This window comes from Marinobacter daepoensis DSM 16072, assembly GCF_000421165.1.
Classification (GTDB): Bacteria; Pseudomonadota; Gammaproteobacteria; order Pseudomonadales; family Oleiphilaceae; genus Marinobacter; species Marinobacter daepoensis.
The window spans coordinates 878,373-905,165 of the sequence record NZ_ATWI01000008.1; the positions used below are offsets into that span (position 1 = coordinate 878,373).

At 57.4% G+C, this 26,793-nt stretch carries 24 protein-coding genes; 18 read left to right on the forward strand and 6 right to left on the reverse strand.

Features of this window, described 5'->3' with window-relative positions:
* The first annotated feature begins 32 nt into the window (after nucleotides 1-32).
* The 3 genes from prfB to ung all read left to right on the forward strand — a co-directional run bounded on the left by prfB (nucleotide 33) and on the right by ung (nucleotide 3,452).
* Nucleotides 33-1,128 (forward strand): peptide chain release factor 2 gene (prfB, locus tag K325_RS0104685; protein ID WP_156836564.1). Its coding sequence is split into 2 segments (ribosomal slippage): nucleotides 33-104 and nucleotides 106-1,128, totalling 1,095 coding nucleotides; the frame shifts between segments, so codons are not numbered across the junction.
* Nucleotides 1,129-1,180: 52 nt separating this feature from the next.
* Nucleotides 1,181-2,716: a lysine--tRNA ligase gene (gene lysS / locus K325_RS0104690; protein WP_029653105.1), complete on the forward strand. Its 1,536-nt coding sequence runs from the start codon at nucleotides 1,181-1,183 to the stop codon at nucleotides 2,714-2,716.
* Nucleotides 2,717-2,720: 4 nt separating this feature from the next.
* Nucleotides 2,721-3,452, forward strand: a complete 732-nt coding sequence (gene ung, locus K325_RS0104695; protein WP_029653106.1) for a uracil-DNA glycosylase — start codon at nucleotides 2,721-2,723, stop codon at nucleotides 3,450-3,452.
* A gap of 63 nt (nucleotides 3,453-3,515) precedes the next feature.
* Here ung and K325_RS0104700 read toward each other — a convergent pair whose 3' ends face one another.
* The 5 genes from K325_RS0104700 to nadB all read right to left on the reverse strand — a co-directional run bounded on the left by K325_RS0104700 (nucleotide 3,516) and on the right by nadB (nucleotide 7,810).
* Nucleotides 3,516-4,349, reverse strand: coding sequence for an HDOD domain-containing protein (locus tag K325_RS0104700; RefSeq protein ID WP_029653107.1), 834 nt, complete (start codon nucleotides 4,347-4,349; stop codon nucleotides 3,516-3,518).
* A 98-nt stretch (nucleotides 4,350-4,447) separates the two neighbouring features.
* Nucleotides 4,448-5,422, reverse strand: coding sequence for a CAF17-like 4Fe-4S cluster assembly/insertion protein YgfZ (gene ygfZ, locus K325_RS0104705; protein ID WP_029653109.1), 975 nt, complete (start codon nucleotides 5,420-5,422; stop codon nucleotides 4,448-4,450).
* A gap of 25 nt (nucleotides 5,423-5,447) precedes the next feature.
* Nucleotides 5,448-5,909, reverse strand: a complete 462-nt coding sequence (locus tag K325_RS0104710) for a hypothetical protein (RefSeq protein ID WP_029653110.1) — start codon at nucleotides 5,907-5,909, stop codon at nucleotides 5,448-5,450.
* The gene (locus K325_RS0104715) at nucleotides 5,893-6,165 is read right to left on the reverse strand and encodes an FAD assembly factor SdhE (protein WP_029653111.1); all 273 of its coding nucleotides are present in this window, start codon (nucleotides 6,163-6,165) and stop codon (nucleotides 5,893-5,895) included. Before K325_RS0104715 ends, K325_RS0104710 begins: the two co-directional genes overlap by 17 nt.
* A gap of 37 nt (nucleotides 6,166-6,202) precedes the next feature.
* Nucleotides 6,203-7,810 (reverse strand): L-aspartate oxidase, encoded by a 1,608-nt coding sequence (nadB, locus tag K325_RS0104720; protein WP_206558228.1) that lies wholly within the window; start codon nucleotides 7,808-7,810, stop codon nucleotides 6,203-6,205.
* Nucleotides 7,811-8,018: 208 nt separating this feature from the next.
* On the opposite strand from nadB, the gene rpoE reads away from it, so the two are divergent.
* From rpoE to pdxJ, 13 genes are all read left to right on the forward strand, one after another.
* The gene (gene rpoE, locus K325_RS0104725; RefSeq protein ID WP_156836569.1) at nucleotides 8,019-8,624 is read left to right on the forward strand and encodes an RNA polymerase sigma factor RpoE; all 606 of its coding nucleotides are present in this window, start codon (nucleotides 8,019-8,021) and stop codon (nucleotides 8,622-8,624) included.
* Nucleotides 8,625-8,651: 27 nt separating this feature from the next.
* Nucleotides 8,652-9,203, forward strand: coding sequence for an RseA family anti-sigma factor (locus tag K325_RS0104730; protein WP_029653114.1), 552 nt, complete (start codon nucleotides 8,652-8,654; stop codon nucleotides 9,201-9,203).
* A gap of 17 nt (nucleotides 9,204-9,220) precedes the next feature.
* On the forward strand, nucleotides 9,221-10,252 hold the full coding sequence (locus K325_RS0104735; RefSeq protein ID WP_029653115.1) for a MucB/RseB C-terminal domain-containing protein: 1,032 nt from the start codon (nucleotides 9,221-9,223) through the stop codon (nucleotides 10,250-10,252).
* Complete coding sequence (locus K325_RS0104740; RefSeq protein WP_029653116.1) at nucleotides 10,249-10,698, forward strand: SoxR reducing system RseC family protein; 450 nt, start codon at nucleotides 10,249-10,251, stop codon at nucleotides 10,696-10,698. Before K325_RS0104735 ends, K325_RS0104740 begins: the two co-directional genes overlap by 4 nt.
* Before the next feature lie 118 nt (nucleotides 10,699-10,816).
* Nucleotides 10,817-12,259, forward strand: a complete 1,443-nt coding sequence (locus tag K325_RS0104745) for a DegQ family serine endoprotease (protein ID WP_036193055.1) — start codon at nucleotides 10,817-10,819, stop codon at nucleotides 12,257-12,259.
* 115 nt (nucleotides 12,260-12,374) lie between these two features.
* Nucleotides 12,375-15,101, forward strand: coding sequence for a bifunctional diguanylate cyclase/phosphodiesterase (locus K325_RS0104750; RefSeq protein ID WP_029653119.1), 2,727 nt, complete (start codon nucleotides 12,375-12,377; stop codon nucleotides 15,099-15,101).
* A 104-nt stretch (nucleotides 15,102-15,205) separates the two neighbouring features.
* A complete protein-coding gene (gene lepA, locus K325_RS0104755) occupies nucleotides 15,206-17,008 on the forward strand; it encodes a translation elongation factor 4 (protein ID WP_029653120.1) in 1,803 nt (600 codons plus the stop codon).
* 12 nt (nucleotides 17,009-17,020) lie between these two features.
* The gene (gene lepB / locus K325_RS0104760; RefSeq protein WP_029653121.1) at nucleotides 17,021-17,824 is read left to right on the forward strand and encodes a signal peptidase I; all 804 of its coding nucleotides are present in this window, start codon (nucleotides 17,021-17,023) and stop codon (nucleotides 17,822-17,824) included.
* 26 nt (nucleotides 17,825-17,850) lie between these two features.
* Nucleotides 17,851-18,237, forward strand: coding sequence for a DUF4845 domain-containing protein (locus tag K325_RS0104765; RefSeq protein WP_029653122.1), 387 nt, complete (start codon nucleotides 17,851-17,853; stop codon nucleotides 18,235-18,237).
* The gene (gene rnc, locus K325_RS0104770) at nucleotides 18,234-18,923 is read left to right on the forward strand and encodes a ribonuclease III (RefSeq protein WP_029653123.1); all 690 of its coding nucleotides are present in this window, start codon (nucleotides 18,234-18,236) and stop codon (nucleotides 18,921-18,923) included. Before K325_RS0104765 ends, rnc begins: the two co-directional genes overlap by 4 nt.
* On the forward strand, nucleotides 18,923-19,840 hold the full coding sequence (gene era / locus K325_RS0104775) for a GTPase Era (protein WP_029653124.1): 918 nt from the start codon (nucleotides 18,923-18,925) through the stop codon (nucleotides 19,838-19,840). The genes rnc and era overlap by 1 nt, the downstream gene beginning before the upstream one ends.
* Before the next feature lie 7 nt (nucleotides 19,841-19,847).
* On the forward strand, nucleotides 19,848-20,588 hold the full coding sequence (recO, locus tag K325_RS0104780; protein ID WP_029653125.1) for a DNA repair protein RecO: 741 nt from the start codon (nucleotides 19,848-19,850) through the stop codon (nucleotides 20,586-20,588).
* Nucleotides 20,585-21,319, forward strand: a complete 735-nt coding sequence (pdxJ, locus tag K325_RS0104785) for a pyridoxine 5'-phosphate synthase (protein ID WP_029653126.1) — start codon at nucleotides 20,585-20,587, stop codon at nucleotides 21,317-21,319. The genes recO and pdxJ overlap by 4 nt, the downstream gene beginning before the upstream one ends.
* A gap of 6 nt (nucleotides 21,320-21,325) precedes the next feature.
* Here pdxJ and K325_RS0104790 read toward each other — a convergent pair whose 3' ends face one another.
* The gene (locus K325_RS0104790; protein ID WP_029653127.1) at nucleotides 21,326-24,196 is read right to left on the reverse strand and encodes an ATP-binding protein; all 2,871 of its coding nucleotides are present in this window, start codon (nucleotides 24,194-24,196) and stop codon (nucleotides 21,326-21,328) included.
* 278 nt (nucleotides 24,197-24,474) lie between these two features.
* On the opposite strand from K325_RS0104790, the gene cysM reads away from it, so the two are divergent.
* Both cysM and rlmD read left to right on the forward strand, forming a co-directional pair.
* Complete coding sequence (gene cysM, locus K325_RS0104795; RefSeq protein ID WP_029653129.1) at nucleotides 24,475-25,368, forward strand: cysteine synthase CysM; 894 nt, start codon at nucleotides 24,475-24,477, stop codon at nucleotides 25,366-25,368.
* Nucleotides 25,369-25,394: 26 nt separating this feature from the next.
* Complete coding sequence (gene rlmD / locus K325_RS0104800) at nucleotides 25,395-26,744, forward strand: 23S rRNA (uracil(1939)-C(5))-methyltransferase RlmD (protein WP_029653130.1); 1,350 nt, start codon at nucleotides 25,395-25,397, stop codon at nucleotides 26,742-26,744.
* Nucleotides 26,745-26,793: the final 49 nt, after the last annotated feature.

Sequence of the window (26,793 nt, forward strand, 5' to 3'; positions counted from 1 at the left end):
TCGCATCATTTTACAACGCGAGACAAGGTTTCATGGAAATTAATCCCATAGTGACGAAGATCAAAGAGCTTCGCGAGCGCACTGAAGCGCTGAGGGGGTATCTTTGACTACGATCACCGTAGTGAGCGACTGGTTGAAGTAGAGCGGGAGCTGGAACTTCCTACCGTCTGGGACGATCCCGAGCGAGCCCAGAGTCTGGGTAAAGAACGCTCTGATCTTGAGCTGATTGTTAAGACCATCGACAACCTCACCAACGGTCTGAGCGACGCCGAGAGTCTGCTCGACATGGCCGTGGAAGAGGACGACGAGGGCACCGTCCGGGAAATTGAAACGGACCTCGAAGGTCTTGACGGTGAACTCGAAAAGCTTGAATTCCGTCGCATGTTCTCTGGAGAAATGGACGCCAACAATGCCTACCTGGATATCCAGGCCGGTTCCGGCGGTACCGAAGCTCAGGACTGGGGCAACATGCTGCTGCGGATGTATCTGCGGTGGGCCGAGCGCCGGGGCTTCAAGGCTGAAATTGTTGAGCTGCAGGAAGGGGAAGTGGCGGGCATCAAGAGTGCCACGGTCCACATTCAGGGCGACTACGCCTACGGTTGGCTGCGCACCGAGACTGGCGTTCACCGTCTGGTTCGGAAGTCGCCGTTTGATTCGGGCAATCGCCGTCATACCTCGTTTTCCTCGGTGTTTGTGTCGCCGGAAGTGGACGACAGCTTTGACATTGAAATCAACCCGGCCGATTTGCGGGTGGATGTCTATCGTGCCTCCGGTGCTGGTGGTCAGCACGTTAACCGAACGGAATCTGCCGTTCGTTTGACCCACAATCCCACCGGGATTGTGGTGGCCTGTCAGGCGGGTCGGAGTCAGCACCAGAACAAAGACCAGGCCATGAAACAACTCAAGGCCAAGCTCTTCGAGCATGAAATGCAGAAGCGCAACGAAGAGAAGCAGAAAGCCGAAGACGCCAAGTCTGATATCGGCTGGGGCAGCCAGATCCGCTCTTACGTGCTGGATGACAGCCGGATCAAAGATCTGCGCACCAAGGTGGAAACCAGCAATACCCAGTCGGTATTGGATGGTGACATCGACAAGTTTATTGAAGCCAGTCTGAAGATGGCGCTGTAAGCAGCGCCACCCAAACCACACCGGATCATTCCGACTTCTTTAGTGAGCCAAGATGACTGAACAGACTCAGAACGCCGCACAGCATGAGGACAACAAGCTGATTGCCGAGCGCCGCGCCAAACTGGCTGCGTTGCGTGAGCAGGGCAATCCGTTTCCTAACGACTTCCGCCGGGATGCCACCGCTGCCGAATTGCAGGCAGAATACGGGAATAAAACCAAGGAAGAGCTGGAGGGTCTGGGGATCAAAGTGGCCATCGCCGGCCGGATGATGCTTGACCGCAAGGCGTTCAAGGTGGTTCAGGATATGACTGGCCGCATCCAGATATACGCCTCCAAAGACGTCCAGAAAGACACCCGGCACTGGGATCTGGGTGATATCGTGGGAGTGCGAGGAACCTTGTCCAAGTCTGGCAAGGGGGATCTCTATGTGACCATGGATGAGTATGTCCTGCTCACCAAATCCCTGCGCCCACTGCCCGAGAAACACAAGGGCCTCACCGATACCGAAGCGCGCTATCGTCACCGCTATGTCGACCTGATGGTGAACGAGGACAGCCGGCGGATATTTTATGCCCGTTCCAAGATCATCAATGTGATGCGACAGTACTTCGCTGAGCGGGACTTCATGGAAGTGGAAACGCCCATGCTGCAGGTGATTCCGGGCGGGGCTACCGCACGGCCATTTGTGACCCATCACAATGCGCTGGGCATTGATATGTACCTGCGTATTGCGCCCGAGCTGTTCCTGAAGCGTTTGGTGGTAGGCGGATTTGAGCGGGTATTTGAGATCAACCGCAACTTCCGCAATGAAGGCCTGTCGACGCGTCACAACCCTGAATTCACGATGGTCGAGTTCTACCAGGCGTATGCCGATTACAATGACCTGATGGATCTGACCGAAGACATGCTGCGCACCATTACTGAAAAGGTGCTGGGCTCGACGCTGGTCACCAATACCCGCACGCTGAAGGACGGCACCGAGGAAACAGTCGAATACGATTTCGGCAAGCCCTTTGAGCGTCTGACAGTGGTGGACGCGATCCTCCGCTACAACGCGGACATCACGCGGGAGCAGCTGTTGGACGATGCGCAGGCACGGGTTGTGGCCAAAGACCTCGGGATTCAGGTAAAGGACATCTGGGGCCTGGGTAAGGTTCAGATTGAAATCTTTGAAGCGACGGCAGAGCACCGCCTGATGCAGCCTACTTTCATTACCGAGTACCCGAAAGAAGTTTCGCCTCTGGCCCGCAGTAAAGACAGCGATCCGTTTGTCACCGAGCGCTTCGAGTTCTTCGTTGGTGGTCGGGAAATTGCGAACGGGTTCTCTGAGCTCAACGATGCCGAGGATCAGGCTGAGCGCTTCCAGGCCCAGGTTGCCGAGAAGGATGCGGGTGATGACGAGGCCATGTTCTACGATGACGACTACGTCATGGCCCTGGAATACGGTCTGCCGCCGACCGCAGGGGAAGGCATTGGTATCGATCGCCTGGCCATGCTGTTGACTGACTCGCCATCTATCCGTGACGTCATTCTGTTCCCGGCCATGCGGCCTGAGCACAAAGCCGAAACAAAGCCGGACAGCGAGTAACCTTATGCACCCTGCCGAGGCACTGGCTCAACAACTGAAGCCCGGTCAAGGCTGGGGCGAGCGGCTGGCGGATGAGTTCCGCCAGCCCTATATGCAGAAGCTGGCTGAATTCCTGGCAGCTGAGGAGCAGGCTGGCAAGGTTCTTTACCCACCGAGTAGCCACTGCTTTAACGCCCTGAACAGTACTCCACTGGATCAGGTAAGCGTAGTGATCCTTGGCCAGGACCCCTATCATGGCCCGGGGCAGGCCCACGGTCTGTGTTTCTCTGTTCGGCCTCAGGTCCCCCCGCCACCGTCGCTGGTGAATATCTTCAAGGAAATCGAAACGGACCTGAATATTGCGCCGCCAGACCATGGTTGCCTGCAGCCATGGGCCGAACAAGGTGTGCTGCTGCTTAACAGCGTACTCACGGTTGAGCAATCCAGTGCGGGGGCTCATCAGGGTAAGGGTTGGGAAACGTTTACCGACAAAGTGATCGAAGTGATCAACCGGGAGCGTCACAACGTTGTGTTTCTGTTGTGGGGCAGCTACGCCAGGAAGAAGGGGCAGCGCATTGACCGGAACCGTCATCTGGTTCTTGAGGGACCTCACCCCTCGCCACTGAGTGCGTACCGTGGATTCTTCGGTTGCCGGCACTTTTCAAAGGCTAACGAGTGGTTGCAGCAGCAGGGGAGGGCTCCCGTCAATTGGGCGCTCCCTGATAAGGCTGAGTTGCTCGCCAGATACCAGAAGTGACGTCCTGATGGTCCAGGCGCTTCCTCGTGGGCGCCTGGCGGGCATGCCTGGGGAGTTCAGGGGTTACTGTAGTAACGCCATTGCCGCTTCCATCTGGGCGTTCAGGTCTTCTTCCTCGCTCATGTCGATGTTCGGGTCGAGCCCCAGTCGGTCGAACGCTGAAATCTTTGTCCAGTCGATCTCATTCCAGGGATGATCGGTACCCGCGATCAGTTGCAGGTTTGCCACCATGACCAGATCGGCGTAATCGGCTGATGGCACGTGGCGCTGGAAGTTGGCGTATTCCAGAGGTACGTTCTGCAATTCTTTCGGGAAGTCCCATTTTCTGAGGATCAGTGAGCCAATCCCCGGGTGCAGTTCGTCAATCACGTTGTCGAGCATAATGCTGCTGATCTGAATATCCTGATCTTCGACATAGCGCAGAATGGGTAGGACTCCGATCAGGTGGACCAGCCCGGCGAGGGTGGCCTGATCGGCCTTGAGTCGCGTGTAGTGTTGCGCCAGTACGTGACAGATGCCGGCCACTTCCGTGCTGGTTTGCCAGGTGGTTCGCAAGCGCTTGTCGACCATGTCAGAGGTAGCCTGAAACATCTGTTCCATGGCCAGCCCCATGGCAAGATTGCTGGTGTATGCCATGCCAAGCCGGCTAACAGCCATGTTCAGGTTTTCTATTGCGCGACTGCCCCGGAACAGGGGGCTGTTGCACACTCTGATAATCCGGGCCGACAGGGCGGTGTCGTTGCTGATGACTTTGACCAGATCGGCAATGGCTGAATCTTCGGACTCCGCGATGTCCCGAACCTGAAGCGCGACTTCCGGCAGGGTCGGAAGCACCAGCTTGTCGTTCTCGATGGCTGCTTTCAGGTCGGTTTTGATGGTTTCAACAATATTGGCCATGGTCAGTTAGGTTCCGCTTGTCTGGAGGCCCCAAGCACGGGGTAAATACCGGTATCTGTTTTAATTTATAGCAAATTTTTCCGGTATTTCCTGTCAACTTATGTATCCGCACCGGTTGGCTTTTCCCGTTCCGGTACCGGGTAGGGCAAGTCAAGTACGGTGAGCTTCAGGTTGTCGGCGCCTTCAAGCGTCAGTGGCTGGCTGGCTGAGTCGTGGCGAATGACTGCCAGCATCTCGCCCCCTTGCGGGGTGGTCAGCACCGCGTTCACTACCTCACCAACGGCTTTGTCGCCAACGATCAGCCGGGTTCCGGCGTCGGGGGCAGTACCAATGCCCGAGAAGGCGAGTCGGAACAGGCTTTTTTTGAGCTGGCCGAGAAAATGCATTCGTGCGATCACTTCCTGCCCGGTATAGCAGCCTTTTTTGTAGTGGATCCCCCGCAGGTGCTGGAGGTTGAGCATTTGCGGTACGTAGCTTTCGCGTGTCGCGGGGGTCAGGTGGGGAACCCCTGCTCGGATTTCGGAGGCCTGCCAGTCTGGCAGCGACGCCTCGGTGGCGGGCAGGCCGGTGCCGTCTGCGGTGATTTGCCAGAGTTCGTAGCGGGCTTGCTGATGAATGTCGTCCTCAAGGCGTATCAGGTAGCCAAGAGGCGTTTCTGCCTGTTGTCCTGGCTGTGTCAGATCGCGGGCTGCGGTGCCTGCGATGGCTTCGGCGGTTTCTGAACCCATCAGGCCAATGACTCTGCCCGACTCGAGGCGCTCAAGGCTGGTGCCCCGGAACAGCATCAGGTATTTGTTCAGGTGCGTAATTGTCTCCTCGGCCATCTCCTGTTCCAGAGCGATCAGAAGGTCCTCACCGTCCCGCACCAGCCGGGTAAGGCAATAGGCTCTGCCTTTCGGGGTGCTGGCAGCAGCTCGCAGAGACTGGGCGCTGGTCACTTCATCGACGTTCTGGCTGAACTGGCCCTGAACAAACTTATCTGCGCCTGGCCCACTGATTCTGGCCAGAACCCGGTCTGTCAGGTTCGCCCAGCCGTGCGGGTTGGCGTGACGTGGCGTCTCGGTGTTGGTCATCGAAAGCTCCGGATGAAATGTTGGTTCAGCGGGTGATGGCGGCAGGCCCCACCAGGAGCCACATTCTCAGCCTTCGGAAGGCCTGTTTGCAAACATTGGCTCGAAGTGGCCCGGAAGGGGCGAGCAGAATGGCTGTCATGGCAGCGGATCTGGAGCCGGTTGGCCGTATTTTCAAGGCCAGGAAGGTTGCGCCCAGGGTGCTGCAGCCATGAATGCTCGCTGGCAGCTCACGGCCGTCGGCCAGAGCGCAGTGAAGGCGGTCACCCTCGACGGTCAGGCCCGTAACGGCACCGGGGCCTGTCAGCAGGCCGCAGCGGCGGAAGTCCTGCCACCCGAGATACAAAGTGACTGGCAGAAGCGCGCAGGCCGCCGGTGTCGTTGTCAGGCCTGCTGTCAGAACAGCCGCTGACAGCCCGCCCCAGGGCAGGCAGGCCAGCAGGCCAGCTGACCAGGAGGGTGACAGGGTCAGTTCAATCCGGCTGGACACGGTTGAGGATCATGTCAACGATGTGCCGAAGATCCGGATCGTCCGGTTTGCTGCGTTGCATGAACCATTCAAACATGTCGGTGTCTTCGCAGCTCAGCAGCTTGCGGTAGCGGGCCTGGTCTTCCGGCGCGAGATCCCGGTATACCTCTTCGAGGAACGGAAGCAGAAGAACGTCCAGTTCCAGCATGCCGCGGCGGCTGTGCCACCACAGGCGGTGAAAGTCGGTGTGGTCCTGAGAAGTGTTGGATTCGGACATAGTCATTCTGCCTTTTGAATCGGAAAGATGCCCTGACTCAGGGCGTCGGGGTTCGGTAGTTGGTTGGCACCAGAAGGGTATCCTGGGCATCGTTCAGCAGCCCCGGGTAGTCCAGAGTGTAATGCAGACCCCGGCTTTCCCTGCGCTGCAGAGCCGAGCAGATGATCAGATCGGACACGGTGACCAGGTTGCGCAGTTCGATCAGGTCGTTGGAAACCCGGTAGTTGCTGTAAAACTCGCTGATTTCCCGGGACAGAAGATCCACCCGGTGTTTTGCCCGCTGGAGACGCTTGGTGGTTCTGACGATGCCGACGTAATCCCACATGAAGTGCCGTAACTCGTCCCAGTTATGGGAGATGATGACGTCTTCGTCGGAATCCCGGACCTGGCTTTCATCCCAGTCGGGCGCGGACGGTGGAGGCGGAATGTCGGCCTCCCGGCGGGCGATGTCCTGAGCGGCAGCCCGGCCATACACCAGGCACTCGAGCAAGGAGTTGCTGGCCATGCGGTTGGCGCCATGCAAGCCGGTAAAGGCCGCTTCACCAACCACGTATAACTGGTTGACGTCGGTTCGTGCCCGTTCGTCACTGACCACGCCGCCACAGGTATAGTGCGCTGCCGGGACCACAGGAATGGATTCCCGGGTGATGTCGATGCCAAACCCGAGGCATTTCTCATAAATGGTTGGGAAATGCTGTTTAATGAAATCGGCCGGTTTGTGACTGATGTCGAGGTACAGATGATCGGCGCCGAGGCGTTTCATTTCATGGTCAATCGCTCGTGCGACGATGTCTCTGGGGGCCAGTTCAGCCCGGTCATCAAACCGGTCCATAAAGCGACTGCCATCCGGTAACCGGAGTACACCGCCTTCACCCCGGACCGCTTCGGTAATAAGAAACGACTTGGCATGGGGGTGGTAGAGGCAGGTGGGGTGGAACTGGTTGAATTCCATGTTTGAGACCCGGCATCCGGCCCGCCAGGCCATTGCGATGCCATCACCAGAAGCGCCGTCGGGGTTGGTGGTGTAACGATAGGCCTTGGACGCGCCGCCGGTGGCGATGACGGTGAATCTGGCCCGGAACAGCTCCACGTGGTTGTCTTCAAGGTTCAGAATGTAGGCCCCGACACAGCGATTGCCGGGGAGGGCCAGTTTCCGGTTTGTGATGAGGTCAACGGCCACCCGGCCGGCTTTGAGGTCGATGTTGGGCCGCGCCCGTGCCTGGTCGGCCAGGGTGGTGGAGACCGCATGGCCGGTGGCGTCGGCCGCGTGGATGATCCGGCGATGGCTGTGCCCGCCTTCCCGGGTGAGATGGTAATCTTCGCCGTCGTCCTGGCGGGTAAACTTCACGCCGGAGTCAATCAACCATCGGATGCTCTCTTTACTGTGTTCAACGGTAAAGCGGACGGCGTCCTCGTGGCACAGTCCTCCGCCGGCATTCAGGGTGTCCTGGATGTGGTTCTCGACCGAGTCGGTATCGTCCAGAACGGCGGCAATGCCTCCCTGAGCCCAGAGCGTTGCTCCCGAACTGATTTCGGCTTTGCTGATGACGCAAACGCGCAGATGCTCCGGAAGGTTCAGGGCAACGGTAAGGCCGGCAGCGCCGCTGCCGATAATCAGGACATCGTATTCGTAGGACTGTGGCATTGAGTGGTAGTCGCGGGCCATAATGTGGACGTGTATTGAACTAAACTTTACGCTTGCTGTCTATTTGGGCTAACGGATAACCCTGTTCTTCCGGGCACAACGGGTATACGGGGTAGTGAACGAACGCTGGAACAGCCCAATGACACAAGCCACTCGTATCGAGGTCAGGCCACTGGCCCCAAAATCAGGACTTTCTGTTGCTTCGTCCATGACGCCTGAGAATGACTGGAAACCCGGTGAGCAGTCCGATAGCCAGACGGATCTGCAATTGGTTCGCAAGGTCCGGAACGGAGACCGTGCGGCTTTCGACCTGCTGGTAGTGAAGTATCAGTCCCGTGTTGCGTCGATTATCAGTCGCTACGTCTACGACAGTCAGGAAGTCATGGACCTGACCCAGGAAACGTTTGTCAAAGCGTTCCGGGCCGTTGATCGTTTTCGGGGAGACAGCGCCTTTTATACGTGGCTGTACCGGATAGCCGTGAATACGGCCAAGAATTATCTGGAAGCCCGGGGCCGCCGGCCTCAAGGGTCGGCCGATGTTGCCGAAGCCGAAAACTACGACGATGGCGGCAGGCTGAGGGACCCGGCATCCCCCGAGCGGTTGTTGCAGCGGGAGCAATTACAGAAAGCACTTGCGGAAGCCATTGCCGGTTTGCCGGAAGAGTTGCGTTCGGCCTTCCTGCTCAGGGAGTACGATGGCCTGAGTTATGAAGATATCGCCCGAATACTGGAGTGTCCCATCGGGACTGTCCGTTCCAGAATTTTCCGGGCGCGGGACTCGGTGGACCGCCACCTTGGGCCGTTACTTGATTAGTCAGTCACGTGAATGAGGTTGCATCCGATGGATGATCGTCTCAGAGAAACTCTGTCTTCGATGATGGATGATGAAGCTGATGAGCTGTCTGTCCGCCGGCTGTTGTCCCATGACAGCCAGAGCGACGTCAGAGCCCAGTGGCAACGATGGCAGCAGGTCAGGGATCTGATGCACGAGCAGCATGGTCCGGCCGACGGCATCGACGTCGCCAGCGCTGTCCGGGACGCACTTGACGGTCAGGCGCGATCTGAGCAGGCCTCTGCGCCGGTTGCCGCACCGAGGATCTCCGTATGGCGCTGGCCGGTGGCGGCGATGGTGTTTATGGCCTTGATTGTGGGTTTCGGGGCTGGCGCAGGCTGGGATACCCGTTCCGGTGGTCCGGTGCCCGGGCTTGCAGGCGGTGAGCCATCTGCGGCCTGGTCGGCGGCGGTCGAAGAAGTGGCGCTTCAGAGGCTGGATGAAGAGCAGTTGCGCCAGATGCGTCAGTATTTGCTTGAGCACGCCCAGCACAATAGCGTGGGTGCCGGACGTGGCTCAGTGGGATATGCCCGTCTGGTGAGTGCCAGCGGTAATTACTGAACCGGGAGCGTGAGTGTATGAATGTTCAGGTATCGAGCAGAACCGGAGTCTGGCCTGTCCTGGCCTGCCTGGCCCTGCTGTGCCTGTTGACCGGCCCGGCCAGAGCAGGTGAGCCGGGCGCCAGGGATTCGGCAGCTGCTATGGCCTGGTTGGAACGACTTGGCCCCGCTCTCAATATGACCTCCTATCGTGGAGTCTTTGTTTATGCTCGCGGAAGCCAGGTGCATTCAATGCGCATTGCTCACCGATACCGAGATGGACGGGTAGAAGAGCGCCTGGTCATGCAGGATGGCGGTAGTGGTGAGATTGTCCGTAAAGGCATGGATGTTGTCTGTGTCCTGCCTGACCAGGGGCAGGTCAGACTGGACGAAGTGATTCCGTCTGGCCCCTTTGCTGAAGCTTTTACCAGCCAGCTGATGCCCATTGGGCGCTGGTATCAGCCGGAACTCGCCGGTGAAGACCGGATTGCCGGTTATGATGTGGCGATTGTGTTACTGGGAGCCCGGGATCAGCATCGGTACAGTCATCGGCTCTGGCTGGAGAAAGAGACCGGTCTTCTGGTGAAGAGTCAGGTGCGGGATGTGAATGGCGAGGTGCTGGAGCACTTCCAGTTTACACATCTGGAAATTACCAACGAGATCGCCGATGACGAGCTTGAGGTACAGAGCCGTGGCCGGGAAGTTACCCGGACTCTGGATAATCCTCAGCGCCAGGAATCCCCTCTGGGACGCATGAATGGTTGGACGCTGTCCTGGAAGCCCGAAGGCTTTATGCCTGCTGCGGCCCCTCGGTCGGGCAACGGTAAAGCGGTGGCATTTTCGGATGGCCTGACGGCTTTTTCAGTGTTCGTTGAGCCCGTGGGTCAGCCGAAAATGCCCACAGGTGCTTCTCGGGTTGGTGCAACCACCATCTACATGCGCGAAGTAGTGATGTCTGAGCGTTCGTTTCTGGTTGCCGTGGTGGGTGAGATTCCGCCGGGCACGGCCCGAAAAGTCGCAGATTCGGTAGAGATTGACGACGACTTTATTCTGGAGCTTTCCGGGTCATGATTACCGAGTCTGGCAGGGTAGTGGCGATGGCCGGTGACCAGATCTGGGTGCAGACCATCAGCGTCAGTGCCTGTCAGAGCTGCTCTGCGCGTTCGGGGTGTGGGCAGCGTGCGTTGGCGGCCGTCTCGTCGGGGCGGGCCAATCAGGTGTTGGTGGACAATACTCTGGGTGCGCGGGTTGGTGACGAGGTGGAAGTCGGTCTGGATGAACAATCTCTGTTGAGGGCGTCAGTGGCCCTTTACGGCCTGCCGTTAGTTCTGATGCTGTTTGGTAGCCTTCTGGGGCACTCTGTGTCAGAGAGCTCGGACCTGGCCGCCATTCTCGGCGCGCTGGCTGGCCTTGGGCTGGGATTTGGGGTGGTTCGCCGCTGGCAATCCGGGGCGGGGGATCGTTATCAGCCTCACCTGGTTCGGGTCAATACGATTGCGTCCTCGACATATCAATAATCCCTACCGTTTTTTAAGTTGAAAATCCATGGTTCGATCCCAGAATAATCGGGTAAACGTAAGTTAATTCAGGGGGTTCAACATGCCGGAAAACAAGGTGGGGGTTGTCAGTTTGCCCATGGTTGCCAGTCAGGGGGCGAGATGGGGTGTTTTGTTGATGCTCGCTGCACTGGTGTCGGTTTTCTGGAGCCAGGGCATTGCGGCCAGTGGGTTGCCAGATTTCACGGAGCTGGTCGAAGAAAACTCCAGTGCGGTGGTCAATATCAGTACCACAACCGAGCCAACCAGCCGTGGCGGTGGCTTTCACGGGCTACCGTTTGACGAGCGTCAACTGGAGCAGTTGCCTCCTTTTCTGCAGGATTTCTTCCGTGGCCCTCAGTCGCCGTTTGGTGGATCACCCCGGTCGCAGCAGCCGAGTCGGAGCATGGGGTCCGGTTTTATTGTGTCATCAGACGGTTATGTCCTGACTAACAATCATGTGGTTGAAGGGGCCGACGAAGTGGTCGTCCGCTTGAACGACCGTCGTGAATTCACTGCCACCATTGTGGGTACGGACCCAAGTACGGATATGGCGGTTCTGAAAATTGAAGACGGCGAGGACCTGCCTGTCGCCAGCGTGGGTCGTTCCCGCGACCTGAAAGTGGGGGAGTGGGTCTTTGCCATTGGCTCCCCCTTCGGTTTTGATTACACCGTCACCGCGGGCATTGTCAGTGCCCTTGGTCGCTCCCTGCCATCGGAAAACTATGTGCCGTTTATCCAGACCGATGTAGCGATCAACCCCGGCAATTCCGGCGGCCCCCTCTTCAACCTTGAGGGTGAAGTGGTTGGTATCAACTCCCAGATCTATACCCGGTCCGGGGGCTTTATGGGGGTCTCTTTTGCCATTCCGATTGACGACGCCATGAACGTCTTTCGTCAGATCCGGGACAAAGGCATGGTTGCGCGCGGCTGGCTTGGCGTGCTGATTCAGGAGGTGAACCGGGATCTCGCGGAAAGCTTTGGGTTACGTCGCCCCCGCGGAGCACTGATTGCTGAAGTCATGCCGGGTTCTCCGGCAGAGAAAGGTGGCCTGAAGTCCGGTGATATCGTACTTGAGTTTGAGGGGGAGGGCGTTGAGTTGTCTTCGGATCTTCCGCCGATGGTCGGGCGCACGCCGGTTGGAGAGTCGGCACGCCTGACCGTGCTCCGGGGTGGCGAAGAAATCGAGCTGGATGTTGAAATCGGCAAGTTGCCGGATGGCAGCACGGCGTCATCCCAGCCACCCACCAGTAGTGAAGCAGACACTGCTGACACGCGTCTCGGTTTGTCGGTTGAGGCACTGACCCCTGAAATTGCGGGTTCCATGGGTGTGGACGGCGGTGTTCTGGTATCCGGGGTTGAGCGTGGTCCGGCCTTTGACGCCGGGATTCGTGCGCGGGATATCATCACCGAGATTAACCGAGAGCAGGTTCGCTCTGTCGGAGACTTCAGAGAGGTGGTCCGGGGGCTTCCGGACGACAAAGCAGTTTCGGTCCGGATTGTCCGGCAGGGGCGGGCTATTTATCTTGTCATGAAGCCCTGAGACGATTCGGATTTCTGAGGTATTTGGCCCCCTGGCGTGTCACGACACGTTCGGGGGCTTTTGCTATACTCGCCGGAATTGACAATAAACAGGGTCATGGAGCGGACCAACAATAATGATGATCAAAAGGGATCTTCCCCTCCGCCAACTGCTCAAGCTCCGCAATTCCTGGATCGCTTGGGTGATTTTCCTTGTGTCGGTGATTGCCACCATTACGCTTTGGCAGGTCTCTATTCGTTTGGTGGAAGATCGTACTGAAGCCCGTTTTCGTACACAGTCACTGCAGTTGAAAACTGCCATAGAAGAACGCCTGCTTAACTACGAGCAGGTACTCGCCGGCAGTGCGGGTTTGTTTGCGGTCACGGGGGATGTGACCCGCGAGCAGTGGAAGGAGTACGTCGACAAAGTTGATATCAATCGCTATTACCCGGGTATTGAAGGCATTGGCTACGTTGAGCGTATTGGTGTCCGGGATATGGCCGATCACATTGCTTCGGTACGTGCCGAAGGGCTCTACAAATATCTTGTCAAACCGCTGGGTACCGGTCCGTACTACTATCCCATGGTGTATCTGGAGCCGGGAACAGAGCGAAACCGCAAGGCGCTTGGTTACGATGCATTCAGTGACCCCATTCACCGCACTGCTATGGAGCATGCCCGGGACGACGCTATTCCAACGGTGACGGGCAAGGTGGTGCTGGTGCAGGAAACGGTTGCGGAGGATCAGGCCGGCTTTCTGATGTATTACCCGGTTTTTCAGGGCGGGGAGATTCCGGATATCCGGGCTGAGCGGCGGATGATGCTGGCGGGTTATGTCTTCAGCGCGTTTCGAATGAACAACCTGATTGATGGCATTGTCGGGCTTATTTCGCCGTTTCTGGACGTTCGCATCTATGACAGCGGTGTGGTTGAGCGGGAAACCCTGATGTACGGCTCCAATCTCGGGTCGCTGGACAATGAATACAGCTTTGAGATGAGCCAGAAGATTTCCCACGGTGGCCGCGAGTGGCTGTTACAGACACGCTCAACTCCGGCCTTTGATTATCTGGCCGCGGACCCAAGGCCCCCCATCGTTCTCGGGTCGGGGCTTGCTATCAGTCTTTTGCTCGGCCTGTTTGTCATGGCTATGATCCGTTCAAGACTGATTGCCCAGGTCAGTGCCGGGCGCTATCGCGCCATCACGGAAGGGGCCGCCAATGTGACCCTCGTGATGGATCGCTATGGCCACCCCATGTATGCGAGCCCCTCCAGCCGTGACATCCTTGGCTTCGATCCCGAGAAGGTGGAATCCCTGGAATTTGAAAAACTGGTGCACATTGATGACTGGTCGCACCTGCAGCGGGGGTTTGAAGAATCTAAAGCGGCGCCGGGTAAGCAGATGCCGGTCGTTCGTGCCCGGGTCCGGGATGCTGAAGGACAGTGGCGTGATATGGAAGGCACATTCACGGCCATGTTGTCGGTGCCAGGGGTCAATGGGGTGGTTCTCAGTCTTCGTGACCTGACCCAGCTCAAAGCTGCCCAGTCGGAACTGCATCGACTGGCGTTTTATGATCCGCTGACTGGGCTGGCTAACCGACAGTTGTTCCGGGATCGGTTAAACCATGTGGTGCGCCGCAGCCGGCGGAGTGGTGAGGCGGCTGCGTTGATGTTTCTGGATCTGGACGGGTTCAAGCGCATCAATGACACGCTGGGCCATGATGCCGGTGACGAGTTGTTGTGCCAGGTTGCGCAATGGCTCGAAGGGTGTGTCCGCGAAGAAGATTCCGTGGCCCGCCTCGGTGGCGATGAATTTGTGGTGCTGCTGTCCCGCATCAGTGGGTCCGAGGCGGCGGGCAAAGTGGCCGAGAACATCCTTCGGCGTTTGTGCCAGCGTATTCGACTGAATGATCACGAGGTTGGAGTAACGGTCAGTATTGGTATCACCATGATTCCGCACGACAGTGAGGATACCGGTGCTTTAATGAAATATGCCGACCTGGCAATGTACCGGGCCAAGGAACTGGGGCGGAATACCTATCAGTTTTTCACCCCGGCGATGAATATCCAGGCCGCTCGCCGGTTATTGCAGCAGGAGGAATTGGCGACCGCGCTCGATGGCGACCGGTTTGTTCTGCATTATCAGCCGAAAGTGGATCTGGCAAGCCAGCGGGTGATTGGTGTGGAAGCCTTCCTCCGTTGGCATCATCCTGAAAAAGGGCTGGTGTCAGCGCAGCAGTTCATTGCGCTGGCGGAAGAGACCGGGCTGATCATCCGGCTTGGGGAATTGGCTTTGCGCCAGGCCTGTATCCAGGTACAGGCGCTTGAGCGGGCCGGCTTCGAATCTCTCAAAATGGCAGTGAATTTTTCGGTTCGGCAGCTGACTGATTCCGGTTTTCTGGACATGATCCGTCGAGTGATTACGGAAACCGGTGTGTCTCCGGAACGGCTGGAGCTGGAAATGCCTGCGGAGCTGCTCAATGAGGACCCCAGGATGCTTCGTGAGCTGTTGGTGTCCCTGAACGATCTTGGGGTCTGCCTGATACTGGACGATTTCGGAACCGGGTCCTGTTCGCTGGTGTCTTTGCAGCAGTTGCCACTGGATGTGATCAAGATTGATCACCGGTTCATTCGTGACATACCCTACAACGTCAGTGCCACCGATGTGGCCTCGGCGGTCATCGCCCTGGCTCACAAGCTGCACCTGACGGTGGTGGCTGAAGGGGTGGAAACTCTTCAGCAGCTCGCCTTCCTGAAATCAGCTGGTTGTGCGCAGTGTCAGGGCAATCTCTTCAGTTATCCGCTGGATGAAGATGCCCTGATCGGATTCCTGATCCGACAGTACGAGAAGCCGCTTATTTCCTGAACATGGCAATGGCGGCCGGTAACCGGTAAAATCACGCCGTTCCCGGATCCCGGTAGCGGCCCCTCCGGGCTCAATCCTTCGTCTTATATGAGTAATCATTGTCTGTGACTGAACTGAGCCGAATCCGTAACTTTTCCATCATTGCCCACATCGACCACGGTAAATCCACGTTGGCGGACCGTTTTATCCAGACGTGCGGTGGTTTGACCGACCGTGAAATGGCCGAGCAGGTCCTGGATTCCATGGATCTGGAGCGGGAGCGTGGGATAACCATCAAAGCCCAGAGTGTTACGCTTAATTACACCGCGAAAGATGGTGAAACCTACAAACTGAACTTCATCGATACTCCGGGCCACGTAGATTTCTCCTATGAGGTGTCTCGCTCCCTGTATGCCTGTGAAGGCGCGTTGCTGGTGGTTGATGCCGGACAGGGGGTTGAAGCCCAGTCTGTCGCCAACTGCTATACCGCCATTGAGCAGGGGCTGGAAGTTGTGCCGGTCCTGAACAAGATGGACCTGCCCCAGGCAGAGCCAGAGCGGGTTGCGGCCGAGATTGAGGATATTATTGGTATTGAGGCAGGCGACGCGGTTCGTTGCAGCGCCAAAAGCGGCCTCGGTGTTGAGGATGTGCTGGAAGATCTTATCCGGAAAATTCCCCCGCCCAAAGGCGATCGGTCGGCACCTCTTCAGGCGTTGATCATTGACAGCTGGTTCGACAATTACCTGGGTGTTGTGTCGCTGGTACGGGTCACTGAAGGTGTGCTGCGTAAGGGCGACAAAATCGTCATCAAGTCCACCAAGAAGGCCTGGAGTGCCGATAAGGTCGGTATTTTTAACCCCAAGCCCCAAGATACCGATGTGCTGGAAGCCGGTGATGTCGGGTTTGTGGTTGCGGGCATCAAGGATATCCATGGTGCGCCGGTTGGTGACACCATCGTGCATCAGAAGTTCGCGGAAGAAACCCCGATGCTGCCGGGCTTCCAGAAAGTGAAGCCCCAGGTGTATGCCGGTTTGTTCCCGGTCAGCGCGGATGATTATGACGACTTCCGGGATGCGCTTGAAAAGCTGACCCTGAACGATGCGTCGCTGTTCTTTGAACCTGAGAACTCCGATGCGCTGGGTTTTGGTTTCCGTTGCGGCTTTCTGGGCATGCTGCACATGGAAATCATTCAGGAGCGGCTGGAGCGTGAGTACGATCTCGATCTGATAACCACCGCCCCGACGGTTATCTATGAGGTGGTCACCAAGCAGGGTGAGACGCTGTCGGTGGACAACCCGTCCCGGCTCCCGGATATTGGTTCCATTGAAGAGATGCGCGAGCCTATTGTTGAAGCCAACATCCTGGTGCCCCAGGAGCATCTGGGTAACGTGATTGCCCTGTGTGAAGAGAAGCGCGGTGTGCAGAAGAACATGCACTTCATGTCCACTCAGGTACAAGTCACCTATGAGTTGCCGATGGCAGAAGTGGTGATGGATTTCTTTGACCGTATCAAGTCGGCCAGTCGGGGTTTCGCCTCGCTGGACTACCACTTTGTTCGCTTTCAGCCTGCCAATCTGGTGCGTCTGGATGTCCTGATCAACGGTGAGCGTGTCGATGCGCTGGCGTTGATCGTTCACCGGGATGTGTCGAACCGTAAAGGGCGTCAGCTGATCGAGAAAATGAAAGAGCTGATCCCGCGCCAGATGTTCGATATTGCCATACAGGCTGCGATTGGTACCCAGGTTGTGTCCCGGGTCACGGTCAAGGCGTTGCGCAAGAACGTAACCGCCAAGTGCTACGGTGGTGATGTCAGCCGTAAGAAGAAGCTGCTTCAGAAGCAGAAGGAAGGTAAAAAACGCATGAAGCAGCTGGGTAATGTCGAGGTGCCTCAGGAAGCGTTTCTTGCTGTATTGAAAGTGGATAACTAAAAAGGCGCCCGGATGGACATTGATTTTCCACTGGTACTCGTGGTTCTGACCTTTGCGACTGGCGTGGTCTGGCTGGCAGATGTGCTGTTTCTGAAGAAACGTCGGCTTGCCGACCTTGATCAGGGCGGTGAGGTTGGCGAATCCGAATCCGAATCCGAATCGGGTTCTGGTGACAAGGAACCCTGGCTGGTGGACATCAGCCGATCTTTTTTTCCGGTACTTGCGGTTGTGCTGGTGTTGCGCTCCTTCCTGATTGAACCGTTTCAGATTCCCTCGGGCTCCATGTTGCCAACTCTGGAAGTGGGGGATTTCATTCTGGTGAATAAGTACGCCTACGGCCTCCGTCTGCCTGTCGCCGGAACCAAGATCGTCGAAATCGGCGATCCTGAGCGGGGTGACGTGATGGTGTTCCGCTATCCGGAGGACGGCTCAACCAATTACATCAAGCGAGTGATCGGGTTGCCGGGTGACCATGTGCGCTATCGGAACAAGCAGTTGTTTATCAATGATGAGCCGCTTCCCCGGGATTTTGTTGCCCGTCTGCCCCCGATGGAGCGCTGGCGGGAACAGTTGGGTGGCGTGGAACACGACCTCTATCTGACGATGGGGCGGGTGAGTGGCTCTGGCGAGGGAGAATGGGTGGTTCCGGACGGGCATTACTTCGTGATGGGAGATAATCGCGACAACAGTAATGACAGCCGTTTCTGGGGCACCGTGCCAGACGAGATGGTGGTGGGGAAAGCCTTTGCCATCTGGATGCACTGGCAATCACTGACAAGTCTGCCATCTTTTGATCGGGTGGGTGGCATTCAATAATAACGACAGTTCCGGAGTGACTGACAATGAGAAAGAATTACCCTGCAGGCCTTAACAGACAGCAAGGCGGCGCCCTGACGATGATGATCATGGCTCTGTTTTTTGGTGGTCTGCTGACAATGGCCATCAAGATAGGCCCGGCTTACCTGGATGACTTTACTATTCAGGAGGCACTGGAGAGCCTGGACGGTACTGAAGGCTTGTCCAAGATGGGGCCGGCACAGGTTCGTAGCCTGATCAATAAACGACTGAGCGTGAACAACGTCGCTGGCTTTGATCCCAAGAACATCTCGGTCGAGAAAAACGGCGAGTTGGTTGTGATCAATGTCGATTACGAGGTTCGAAATAACATTTTCCGGAACGTGGACACCGTTGTTCATTTCCAGCACGAGTATGAGTTCAAGGGCCAGTGAGTTCACAACCAGACCTAGACCAACTTCAGCGCCGCATTGGCTACCAGTTCAAAGAGCCGGAACGGCTTTTGTTGGCGCTTACCCATCGTAGTTTCGGCAATCAGAATAACGAACGCCTGGAGTTTCTGGGTGATTCCATCGTCAATATGGTGATTGCCGAGCATCTCTACCTTCATTTCGAGAAAGCCCGTGAAGGGCAGTTAAGCCGGTTGCGGGCCCGAATGGTCAAAGGCGTTACCCTGGCCGAAATTGGCCGTGAGTTCCAGTTGGGACAGTATCTCCGGCTCGGCTCCGGAGAACTGAAAAGCGGCGGATACCGGCGGGAATCCATTCTGGCCGATGCCGTGGAGTCCATCATTGGTGCCATCTATCTGGACAGTGATTTTCATACCTGTCGTGATCAGGTATTGCGCTGGTTTGATCAACGACTGGCGAATCTGGATATTCAGGATACCCAGAAGGATCCGAAGACCCGGTTGCAGGAATACCTGCAGTCCCGACAATACCCTCTGCCGCGATATGAAGTGATCTCTGTTGATGGCGAAGCGCACAATCAGACGTTTCACGTTTCCTGTGCGTTGCCGTCGCTGGATCGAAAGACCTCGGGCACAGGCAGCAGTCGGCGTATTGCTGAACAGCAGGCCGCCCGTAATGCACTCAAACAACTGGGTGTGGAGAACTCCTGATGACCGATATTACTTTGCCGGATAACCCGGACAGCCGCTGCGGTTTCGTGGCGATTGTTGGCCGGCCGAACGTGGGCAAGTCGACGTTGCTCAATCACATCCTTGGCCAGAAGCTGAGTATCACCTCACGTAAACCTCAGACTACGCGCCATCAGGTGCTCGGCATCAAAACTGATGGGGCTGTGCAGGCCATATACGTAGATACGCCAGGGATGCATGAGGATGAACCCCGGGCCCTGAACCGGTACATGAACAAGGCGGCGGCTTCAGCGCTGATCGATGTTGATGTGGTGGTGTTCGTGGTCGATCAGCTGGCCTGGACCAGTGCAGACGAGTTGGTGCTGGAGAAACTCAAGCGGGTTAAGTGCCCGGTGATTCTCGCGGTGAACAAAGTCGATAAACTGGAAAAGCGTGAGTTGTTGCTTCCGCATCTGGAGATGCTGTCGAAGAAACGGGAGTTTGCCGAGATTATTCCGTTGTCGGCGCTCCGGGAAACCAATCTTGAGCCCTTGGAAACCGCCGTCGGTCGTTATCTTCCCCAGAGTGTCCACTTTTATCCGGATGACCAGATTACGGATCGAAGTGAACGCTTCATGGCTGCCGAAATGGTGCGGGAGAAAATTACCCGTCAGCTTGGGGCTGAGCTGCCATACTCGGTGGCGGTAGAAATCGAAGAGTTCAAACTTCAGGGGAAAACCCTGCATGTGTCTGCGCTGATACTGGTGGAACGCGAAGGCCAGAAGAAAATCATCATTGGGGACAAAGGTGAGCGCATGCGGCGGATTGGTCAGGAGGCCCGCGCCGATATGGAGCGCATGTTTGACTCAAAGGTAATGTTGCGGCTCTGGGTAAAAGTGAAACGCGGCTGGGCAGACAGCGACAGAGCCCTGAAGAGCCTGGGTATGAGCGATTTCTGAGGCCGGCATGAAAGGCGCGGTGCAGCAGGAGCCCGCATATGTTGTGCACCGCCGCCCCTGGCGGGAAACGGCCTTGCTGGTGGACCTGTTCACGCTGAACCACGGGCGAATGAGTGTGGTGGCCCGTGGCGCCAATAGTGCCCGAAGCCCACTCAAGGCCCAGTTGCAGCCATTTCAGCCATTGCTGGTGGACTGGACGGGTAAGAGTGACCTGAAAACTCTGGTTCAGCTCGAAGTCCGGAATGCCTCAGCAGTCCGTCACCCGCGGGCTCTGTATAGCGGCTTCTATATCAACGAACTGGTTCAGCGCGTTCTGCCGGTTTCAGACCCTTCCCCGGCGTTATTCGCCAGCTATATTGAAACCCTGAAAGCGCTTGCAAACCTGCCTTCGAAAGGCGATGTCGAGCCGGTCCTGCGCCGTTTTGAGCGGGCCTTTGCGTCGGCTTTGGGGTACGATTTTGCCTGGGACGAAACCACCGACACCCGGGTGCCGGTGGAGGCGGGATGTGTTTACGGCTACGATCCGATGCAAGGCATTGTCTCGTCGTCATCACCCGATGTGCCGCTGCGCCATCTTCCCGGGGAAGCGCTGCTGGCACTGGGGGAGGGAAACTACTCTGGCGATGCCCCACGAAAAACAGCGAAGCGCGTTATGCGTGTGCTGGTAGATTATCTGATGCAGGGCAAGCCCCTGCATAGTCGAACCCTGTTCAGTCATTCAAATCCGTTATCTGGGAGAACACCATGAATTCCCGAGTGTTACTTGGAGTGAATATCGACCATGTGGCAACCCTGCGGCAGGCTCGGGGGACGCGCTATCCAGACCCCGTTCAGGCGGCCCTGGTGGCGGAAGAGGCCGGTGCTGACGGTATTACCATTCACCCGAGGGAGGATCGCCGGCACATACAGGACCGTGATGTTCTGCTGTTGCGGGAGGTTCTGCAAACCAAGATGAATCTGGAGATGGCGGTGACCGATGCCATGCTGGCGTTTGCCGAGCAGGTCCGGCCTGAGTGTGTCTGCCTGGTTCCGGAGAAGCGTGAAGAACTCACCACTGAGGGTGGGCTTGACGTCGATGGCCAGGAGGAGCGAGTTGCCAGGGCTTGCGAACGTCTCGCGCGGATCGGGGCGGAGGTGTCGCTGTTTATTGATCCTGACCCTGCTCAGATCGACGCGGCGGTTCGGTGTGGGGCGCCAGTGGTTGAACTTCACACGGGGGATTATGCAGAAGCCTCGGACCCGGAAAAGGCCGATGCTTCCTTTCGTGTGCTTGCCGATGCTGTCGCCTATGCCCGGAAAAAGGGGTTAATTGTGAACGCCGGGCATGGCTTGCACTACCACAATACCGAGCGGGTTGCGGCTATTCAGGGCATCAATGAATTGAACATCGGGCACGCAATCATCGCCCGCGCTGTCTTCTCGGGGCTGAAAGACGCCGTGCGGGATATGAAAGCCATTCTTGACCGGGCCCGGCGCTGATCCGGGTCAGGTGGTTTCCGGCTGGCGCTGTTGTTCTCTGAACAATTGCTGCCAGTCTGTCTGTTCACTCCAGTCCTGCAATCGCTCCATGGCCGCAAGTAACTGATCCTTTAACAGGCCTCTATCCGGAGCCTCACATTTCAGTGCCGTCTCGAACCGGTTGGCTACCGAGCGCAATTCGGGTACGCCGCAGTATCGGGTTGCACCGTGGAGCTTGTGCACACATTCCAGCAGGCTGGCCTGGTTCTCCTGCTGCCAAAGCTCCTGAACCTGTCCGAGGTCAGAATTCACCTGTTCCAGTAGCATACTGAACAGTTCTTCGGCCAGGTCTGCTTTGCCTGCCGCCAACTGAATACTCTCGTCTACGCTGACGCAGTCCTGCTGCATCCGACGGTTTGAGGGGCGAAGGGTCCGGCGAGTGTCCCGTACTTCTGACACCCGGAACCGATCGGTTGCTGTGGCGCAGTCAAACCCTGTGTATTCCCGGATCAGATCCACCAGCTGGCTGCTGCTGATGGGCTTGGGCATGTAGCCATCAAAGCCCTGCTGGGTCAGTCGGTCCTGTTCGTCCGCCATGGCATGGGCTGTGAGCGCGATGATTGGAGTCCGGTGGGAGCTGGTGTCCAGGTCCCGGATTCTGGCGGTGGTTTCCACCCCGTCCATGCCGGGCATCTGAAGGTCCATGAAGACCAGATCAAAGGCTTTCTGGCGCACTTTGGTCAGGGCCTCGAAGCCACTGGAGGCCCCTTCCGCCTCCAGTCGGCAATCATTCAACAGGGTCATGACCAGCTTCAGGTTGGCTTCGTTATCATCAACGGCGAGAATCCGGGGGGTGTTCATCGGCCCGCTTGGTTGCAGGGGCAGAGCGGTTGTGACGGGGCCCTGGTTGCCGGCATGGATGCCATGAATCAGCAGCAGGAGTTCGTCGTAGAAGGCATCCCGGCATACCGGCTTAGTCAGGTGGCCGCTGGCCAGTCCCGACAGCGGTGTGTCATGGGTTTCAAGGGTCGGCGTCAGCAGCAGGGTCCGACAGTCGCGCTCCACTTCCAGAGAGCGCACCAGGTTGCAGTACTGGCTGGAATTCAGCAGATGCCGTGTAATGCCGACAATAGCCGTGGCATAGCCTTCCTGGCGTTTCTGGGCTTCCTCAACCTGCTCCTGAAGGGCTCCGGGCGACGATACTCGCTCAACGCTTACTCCCCAGTCTCTCAGCAGGTGCTCGACCGCAAGCCCAGTGGTTTTCTGGTGTTCCAGATAAATGATCTTCTCACCCCGGAGCGCTTCTTTCGGGCTGCTGCTTTCCCCGTTGGTTGAGAGTTCGGAGGTCAGCGTGAACCAGAAGGTGGAGCCCTTGCCCAATTCACTTTCCAGGCCTATCTTGCCGCCCATTTCCTCAACCAGGCGTTTGGAGATGGCCAGCCCCAGGCCGGTGCCACCGTATTGTCGTGCAGTGGAAGCATCGGCCTGGCTGAAGGCGTTGAACAGAGATTGTTGCTGGGCCCTGGACAAGCCGACGCCGGAGTCGGTGATACTCAGACGCAGGGTCACACGATTCTGTTCGGCGTTTTCATCTTCCAGGCTGGCCCGCAGAACCACTTCGCCGGTCTGTGTGAACTTGATGGCGTTGTTCACCAGATTCGTGATCACCTGTTTGACCCGAAGCGGGTCCCCCATCAGGTTGTCCGGCACATCGCTGTAAACCAGGGGTACCAGGTCGAGGTTTTTCGTGTGCGCTGCCGGAGCCAGCATCACCATGACTTCCTCAACAATGTCCCGAAGCTGGAACGGCACCCGGTCCAGAATCAGCTTGCCGGCCTCGATTTTGGAGAAATCCAGAATGTCGTTGATGATTGTCAGCAGGATTTCCGATGATTTCCGGATGGTGTTCAGGTGATCTCTCTGCTGGCGTGGCAGAGGGCTTTTCAGCAGGAGTTCGGTGAAACCAATGATGCCGTTGAGCGGGGTCCGGATTTCGTGGGACATATTGGCCAGGAACTCTGATTTGATGCGGCTGGCTTCAAGAGCTTCCTTGCGGGCAAAATCCAGCTCGATGTTCTGGATTTCGATGGTTTCCAGTGTTTCCCGAAGGTCTTCTGTTGCCTGGTCGATGTTCTGCTGCATCTCGGCCTGGGCTTTACTCAGTTCTGAGGCCATATCGTTAAGGCCAGATTCCAGTTGCTCGAATTCGGGGCCGGCGCTGGTATAGACCCGGGTGTCCAGTTTTCCTTCCTTGAGTTTGGCCACGGCTTCATTGAGCTGAAAGACCGGGGCGGTAAAGGCGCGGCTGAGGCGAAGGGCAATGGCCAGGCTTAGCAGCACGCCGCTGATCACCAGCAACAGCGAAATCAGCAGTGCTTTATAGGTTTCCTTCTCTGTCCGGACATGGGACATCTCCACAGCAGCCCAGCCCAGCGGTGCCTCCCGTTTTGCGGCGGTCTGGCGGGCATCGGGATCGAGCATGGTTTCGATCATCAGGTCCTGAAGGTGTACCGGGGTGACAAAGCGGGTGCTGTTGTGGTGGGTTACCCGGATGGGCTGGTTCGGTTCCAGCGGTGGCATGGCCACACGGTCAGAGCTGCCCGGACCGGTGTGGAGCATGCGTTTTCCATCGCTGCCATAAAAGGTAATGGAACGAACGTCACGTTCCTCCAGCAGAGCATTGGACAGACTGCTCAGCAGGCTTCGATTGGCGGTGAACAGGCCATATTCGGAACCGGCAGCCAATTGCCTGGACAGAGACTCGCCCCGATCCTGAAGCAGGCTCTCAATCTGGTTCACCCAGCTGTAGGTAAAAAACAGCCCCAGCAACAGCGTGGTAAGGAGGGTGGGAACCAGAGTAACCACCAGTACTTTCTTGCGAATGCCCCAACGTCGCATAACGTGTTCCTGTAAATTACCCGGTCCGCCGACTGGTTGTCGTGCCGTGCGGATACGTCCTTGTCAGAATAGCTGATCAGCGACTGGTTGGCCGTGTCCCTGAAGGGCCCTGAGCCACTCTGAGTGCCAGAGGGTATCGGGGAGCTCTGAGGATTTCCGTTCAGCTCGGAAACAAACAGTTATAGCCGCAGGTCATGGATATAGCGACAAGCTGTATTGGGACAAAACGGCTATAACGCGTATGATTCGAAGCCGAAAGTGTATCACAGGGTATCCATATGATTTTCCCCACCATTGAAGATTATGTCGGCCACACACCGCTGGTGCGTCTGCAGCGTTTGCCCGGTCAAACCAGCAACGTCATCCTGGCAAAACTGGAGGGGAATAACCCGGCGGGCTCAGTCAAGGACCGGCCTGCTCTGAGCATGATTCAGGAGGCCGAGCGACGGGGTGAAATACAGCCCGGCGATACGCTGATTGAGGCTACCTCTGGAAACACCGGGATTGCCCTGGCTATGGCTGCGGCGATCAAGGGCTACCGAATGGTCCTGATCATGCCGGATAATCTGAGCGAGGAGCGTCGTGCTTCCATGAGGGCCTACGGTGCCCAGGTAGTGAACGTTACCCGGGAACAGGGGATGGAAGGCGCCAGGGATCTGGCGATCCGTATGGAGTCGGAGGGGAAGGGCAAGGTGCTGGACCAGTTCAGTAATCAGGACAACCCTGCCGCCCATTACCACACCACAGGGCCGGAAATCTGGGAGCAGACCTCGGGGCGTGTTACCCACTTTGTCAGTGCTATGGGGACGACCGGAACGATCATGGGGGTGTCCCGATACCTCAAAGAGCGCAACCCGGACATCCGGATAGTTGGTTTGCAGCCGGAGGACGGGGCATCCATTCCTGGCATCCGGCGATGGCCGGAGGCCTATCTGCCGAAGATTTTTGATGCCAGTCGCGTCGACCAGGTGCTGGATATTGGTCAGCAGGAAGCGGAAGACACCATGCGGGCACTGGCTGAAAAAGAAGGGATTTTCTGTGGCGTTTCTTCCGGCGGTGCGATTGCGGCAGCCCTGAAGCTGTCACAAGAGGTTGAAAACGCGGTGATCGTTGCCATTATCTGTGACCGCGGAGACCGTTACCTGTCCACTGGTGTGTTTCCTGGCGCCTGAGTCACCACCAATCAAGAGAATTTAATATGAGCAAGCGTCGCCGCAAGGTTCTGCCGAAGGAGCCTGTGCGTTGTGAAATCGAGACCCTGAGCCATGATGGCAGGGGCATTGCCCGTGCCGATGGTAAAACCCAGTTTGTTGACGGCGCTCTGCCTGGCGAAACCGTGATGGCCAAAATGGTCAGCACCCGCAGTCGGTTTGATGAACTCCGCACCACAGAAGTGCTGGATTCTGCCCCTGACCGGCAGAGTCCGCCCTGTGATTTTGCCGATCTGTGCGGTGGTTGCAGCCTGCAGCACATGAGTGAAGATGCCCAGATCCGGTTCAAAGAAAACACCCTCCGTGAGCATTTTGCGCATTTCGGTGGTATTGAGCCGGAGCAGTGGGTCGCTCCCATGCGTTCCCCTGAGACCCTGGGCTATCGCCGGAAAGCACGGCTTGGGGTGCGTTATGTGAAGGCCCGCGAGTCTGTGCTGGTAGGGTTCCGGGAGAAGCGGAACAGCTTTCTGACGGATATCGACCGCTGCGCAGTTCTTGATCCTCGCATTGGTGAGCGGATCCAGCCCCTTCGAACGTTGCTGCACAGCATGGCGGCGTTTGACCGCATTGCTCAGGTTGAAGTGGCCTGCGGGGATGACGTGGCGGCCATGGTCTTCCGAAATATGGACGACCTGGTGCCGGAAGACCGGGAAAAACTCATCGCGTTTGGTCAGGCCCACGACCTGCATATCTACCTGCAGCCGAAAGGACCCGATACCGTTCACCGTATCTGGCCGGAGTCCGCCGGCCGGGACGACGAGCGACTAAGCTATCGTATGGATGAGTTTGATCTCACCCTGGCTTTTCATCCGATGGACTTCACTCAGGTAAATGCAGGGATTAACCGGAGTATGGTGCACCGTGCCGTGGAATGGCTTGATGTGCAGCCCGGCGAGCGAGTGCTGGACTTGTTCTGTGGTCTGGGGAACTTCACCCTGCCGCTGGCCCGGAAAGGTGGTCAGGTGGTTGGTGTGGAGGGCGATGATGCAATGGTGGTCCGTGGCCGGGAAAATGCCCGTCTGAATCACCTGACCAATGTCGAGTTTCATGGGGCCGATCTGCACGGTGATTTTACGGGGCAGTCCTGGGCCAAAGAGGGTTTTGATAAAATTCTGATCGATCCGCCGCGCTCCGGTGCGGAGGAAATCTGCAAGTATCTGACTGCTTTTGGTGCCAATCGCATTGTCTATGTGTCCTGCAATCCGGCGACGCTGGCCAGGGACGCGGGGGTGATGGTGCGCAATGGCTATCGGCTGGTGCAGGCGGGCGTTATGGATATGTTCCCCCACACCACGCACGTTGAGTCGATCGCGCTGTTCGAACGCGACGGAGACTGACGGCTGGCCGGGCGAGCACAGGGACGGCCAGGAAGGCCGTGAGAACAAC

Bases quoted from the DNA above. Each gene is read 5' to 3' on its own strand.
- cysM (WP_029653129.1), top strand. From the start codon at position 24,475: ATGATTTTCCCCACCATTGAAGATTATGTCGGCCACACACCGCTGGTG.
- rpoE (WP_156836569.1), top strand. From the start codon at position 8,019: ATGACGCCTGAGAATGACTGGAAACCCGGTGAGCAGTCCGATAGCCAG.
- lysS (WP_029653105.1), top strand. From the start codon at position 1,181: ATGACTGAACAGACTCAGAACGCCGCACAGCATGAGGACAACAAGCTG.
- lepB (WP_029653121.1), top strand. From the start codon at position 17,021: ATGGACATTGATTTTCCACTGGTACTCGTGGTTCTGACCTTTGCGACT.
- K325_RS0104745 (WP_036193055.1), top strand. From the start codon at position 10,817: ATGGTTGCCAGTCAGGGGGCGAGATGGGGTGTTTTGTTGATGCTCGCT.
- K325_RS0104700 (WP_029653107.1), bottom strand. From the start codon at position 4,349: ATGGCCAATATTGTTGAAACCATCAAAACCGACCTGAAAGCAGCCATC.
- rlmD (WP_029653130.1), top strand. From the start codon at position 25,395: ATGAGCAAGCGTCGCCGCAAGGTTCTGCCGAAGGAGCCTGTGCGTTGT.
- recO (WP_029653125.1), top strand. From the start codon at position 19,848: ATGAAAGGCGCGGTGCAGCAGGAGCCCGCATATGTTGTGCACCGCCGC.
- pdxJ (WP_029653126.1), top strand. From the start codon at position 20,585: ATGAATTCCCGAGTGTTACTTGGAGTGAATATCGACCATGTGGCAACC.
- ung (WP_029653106.1), top strand. From the start codon at position 2,721: ATGCACCCTGCCGAGGCACTGGCTCAACAACTGAAGCCCGGTCAAGGC.
- K325_RS0104715 (WP_029653111.1), bottom strand. From the start codon at position 6,165: ATGTCCGAATCCAACACTTCTCAGGACCACACCGACTTTCACCGCCTG.
- K325_RS0104740 (WP_029653116.1), top strand. From the start codon at position 10,249: ATGATTACCGAGTCTGGCAGGGTAGTGGCGATGGCCGGTGACCAGATC.
- ygfZ (WP_029653109.1), bottom strand. From the start codon at position 5,422: ATGACCAACACCGAGACGCCACGTCACGCCAACCCGCACGGCTGGGCG.
- K325_RS0104735 (WP_029653115.1), top strand. From the start codon at position 9,221: ATGAATGTTCAGGTATCGAGCAGAACCGGAGTCTGGCCTGTCCTGGCC.
- K325_RS0104790 (WP_029653127.1), bottom strand. From the start codon at position 24,196: ATGCGACGTTGGGGCATTCGCAAGAAAGTACTGGTGGTTACTCTGGTT.
- K325_RS0104730 (WP_029653114.1), top strand. From the start codon at position 8,652: ATGGATGATCGTCTCAGAGAAACTCTGTCTTCGATGATGGATGATGAA.
- K325_RS0104765 (WP_029653122.1), top strand. From the start codon at position 17,851: ATGAGAAAGAATTACCCTGCAGGCCTTAACAGACAGCAAGGCGGCGCC.
- K325_RS0104750 (WP_029653119.1), top strand. From the start codon at position 12,375: ATGATGATCAAAAGGGATCTTCCCCTCCGCCAACTGCTCAAGCTCCGC.
- era (WP_029653124.1), top strand. From the start codon at position 18,923: ATGACCGATATTACTTTGCCGGATAACCCGGACAGCCGCTGCGGTTTC.
- nadB (WP_206558228.1), bottom strand. From the start codon at position 7,810: ATGCCACAGTCCTACGAATACGATGTCCTGATTATCGGCAGCGGCGCT.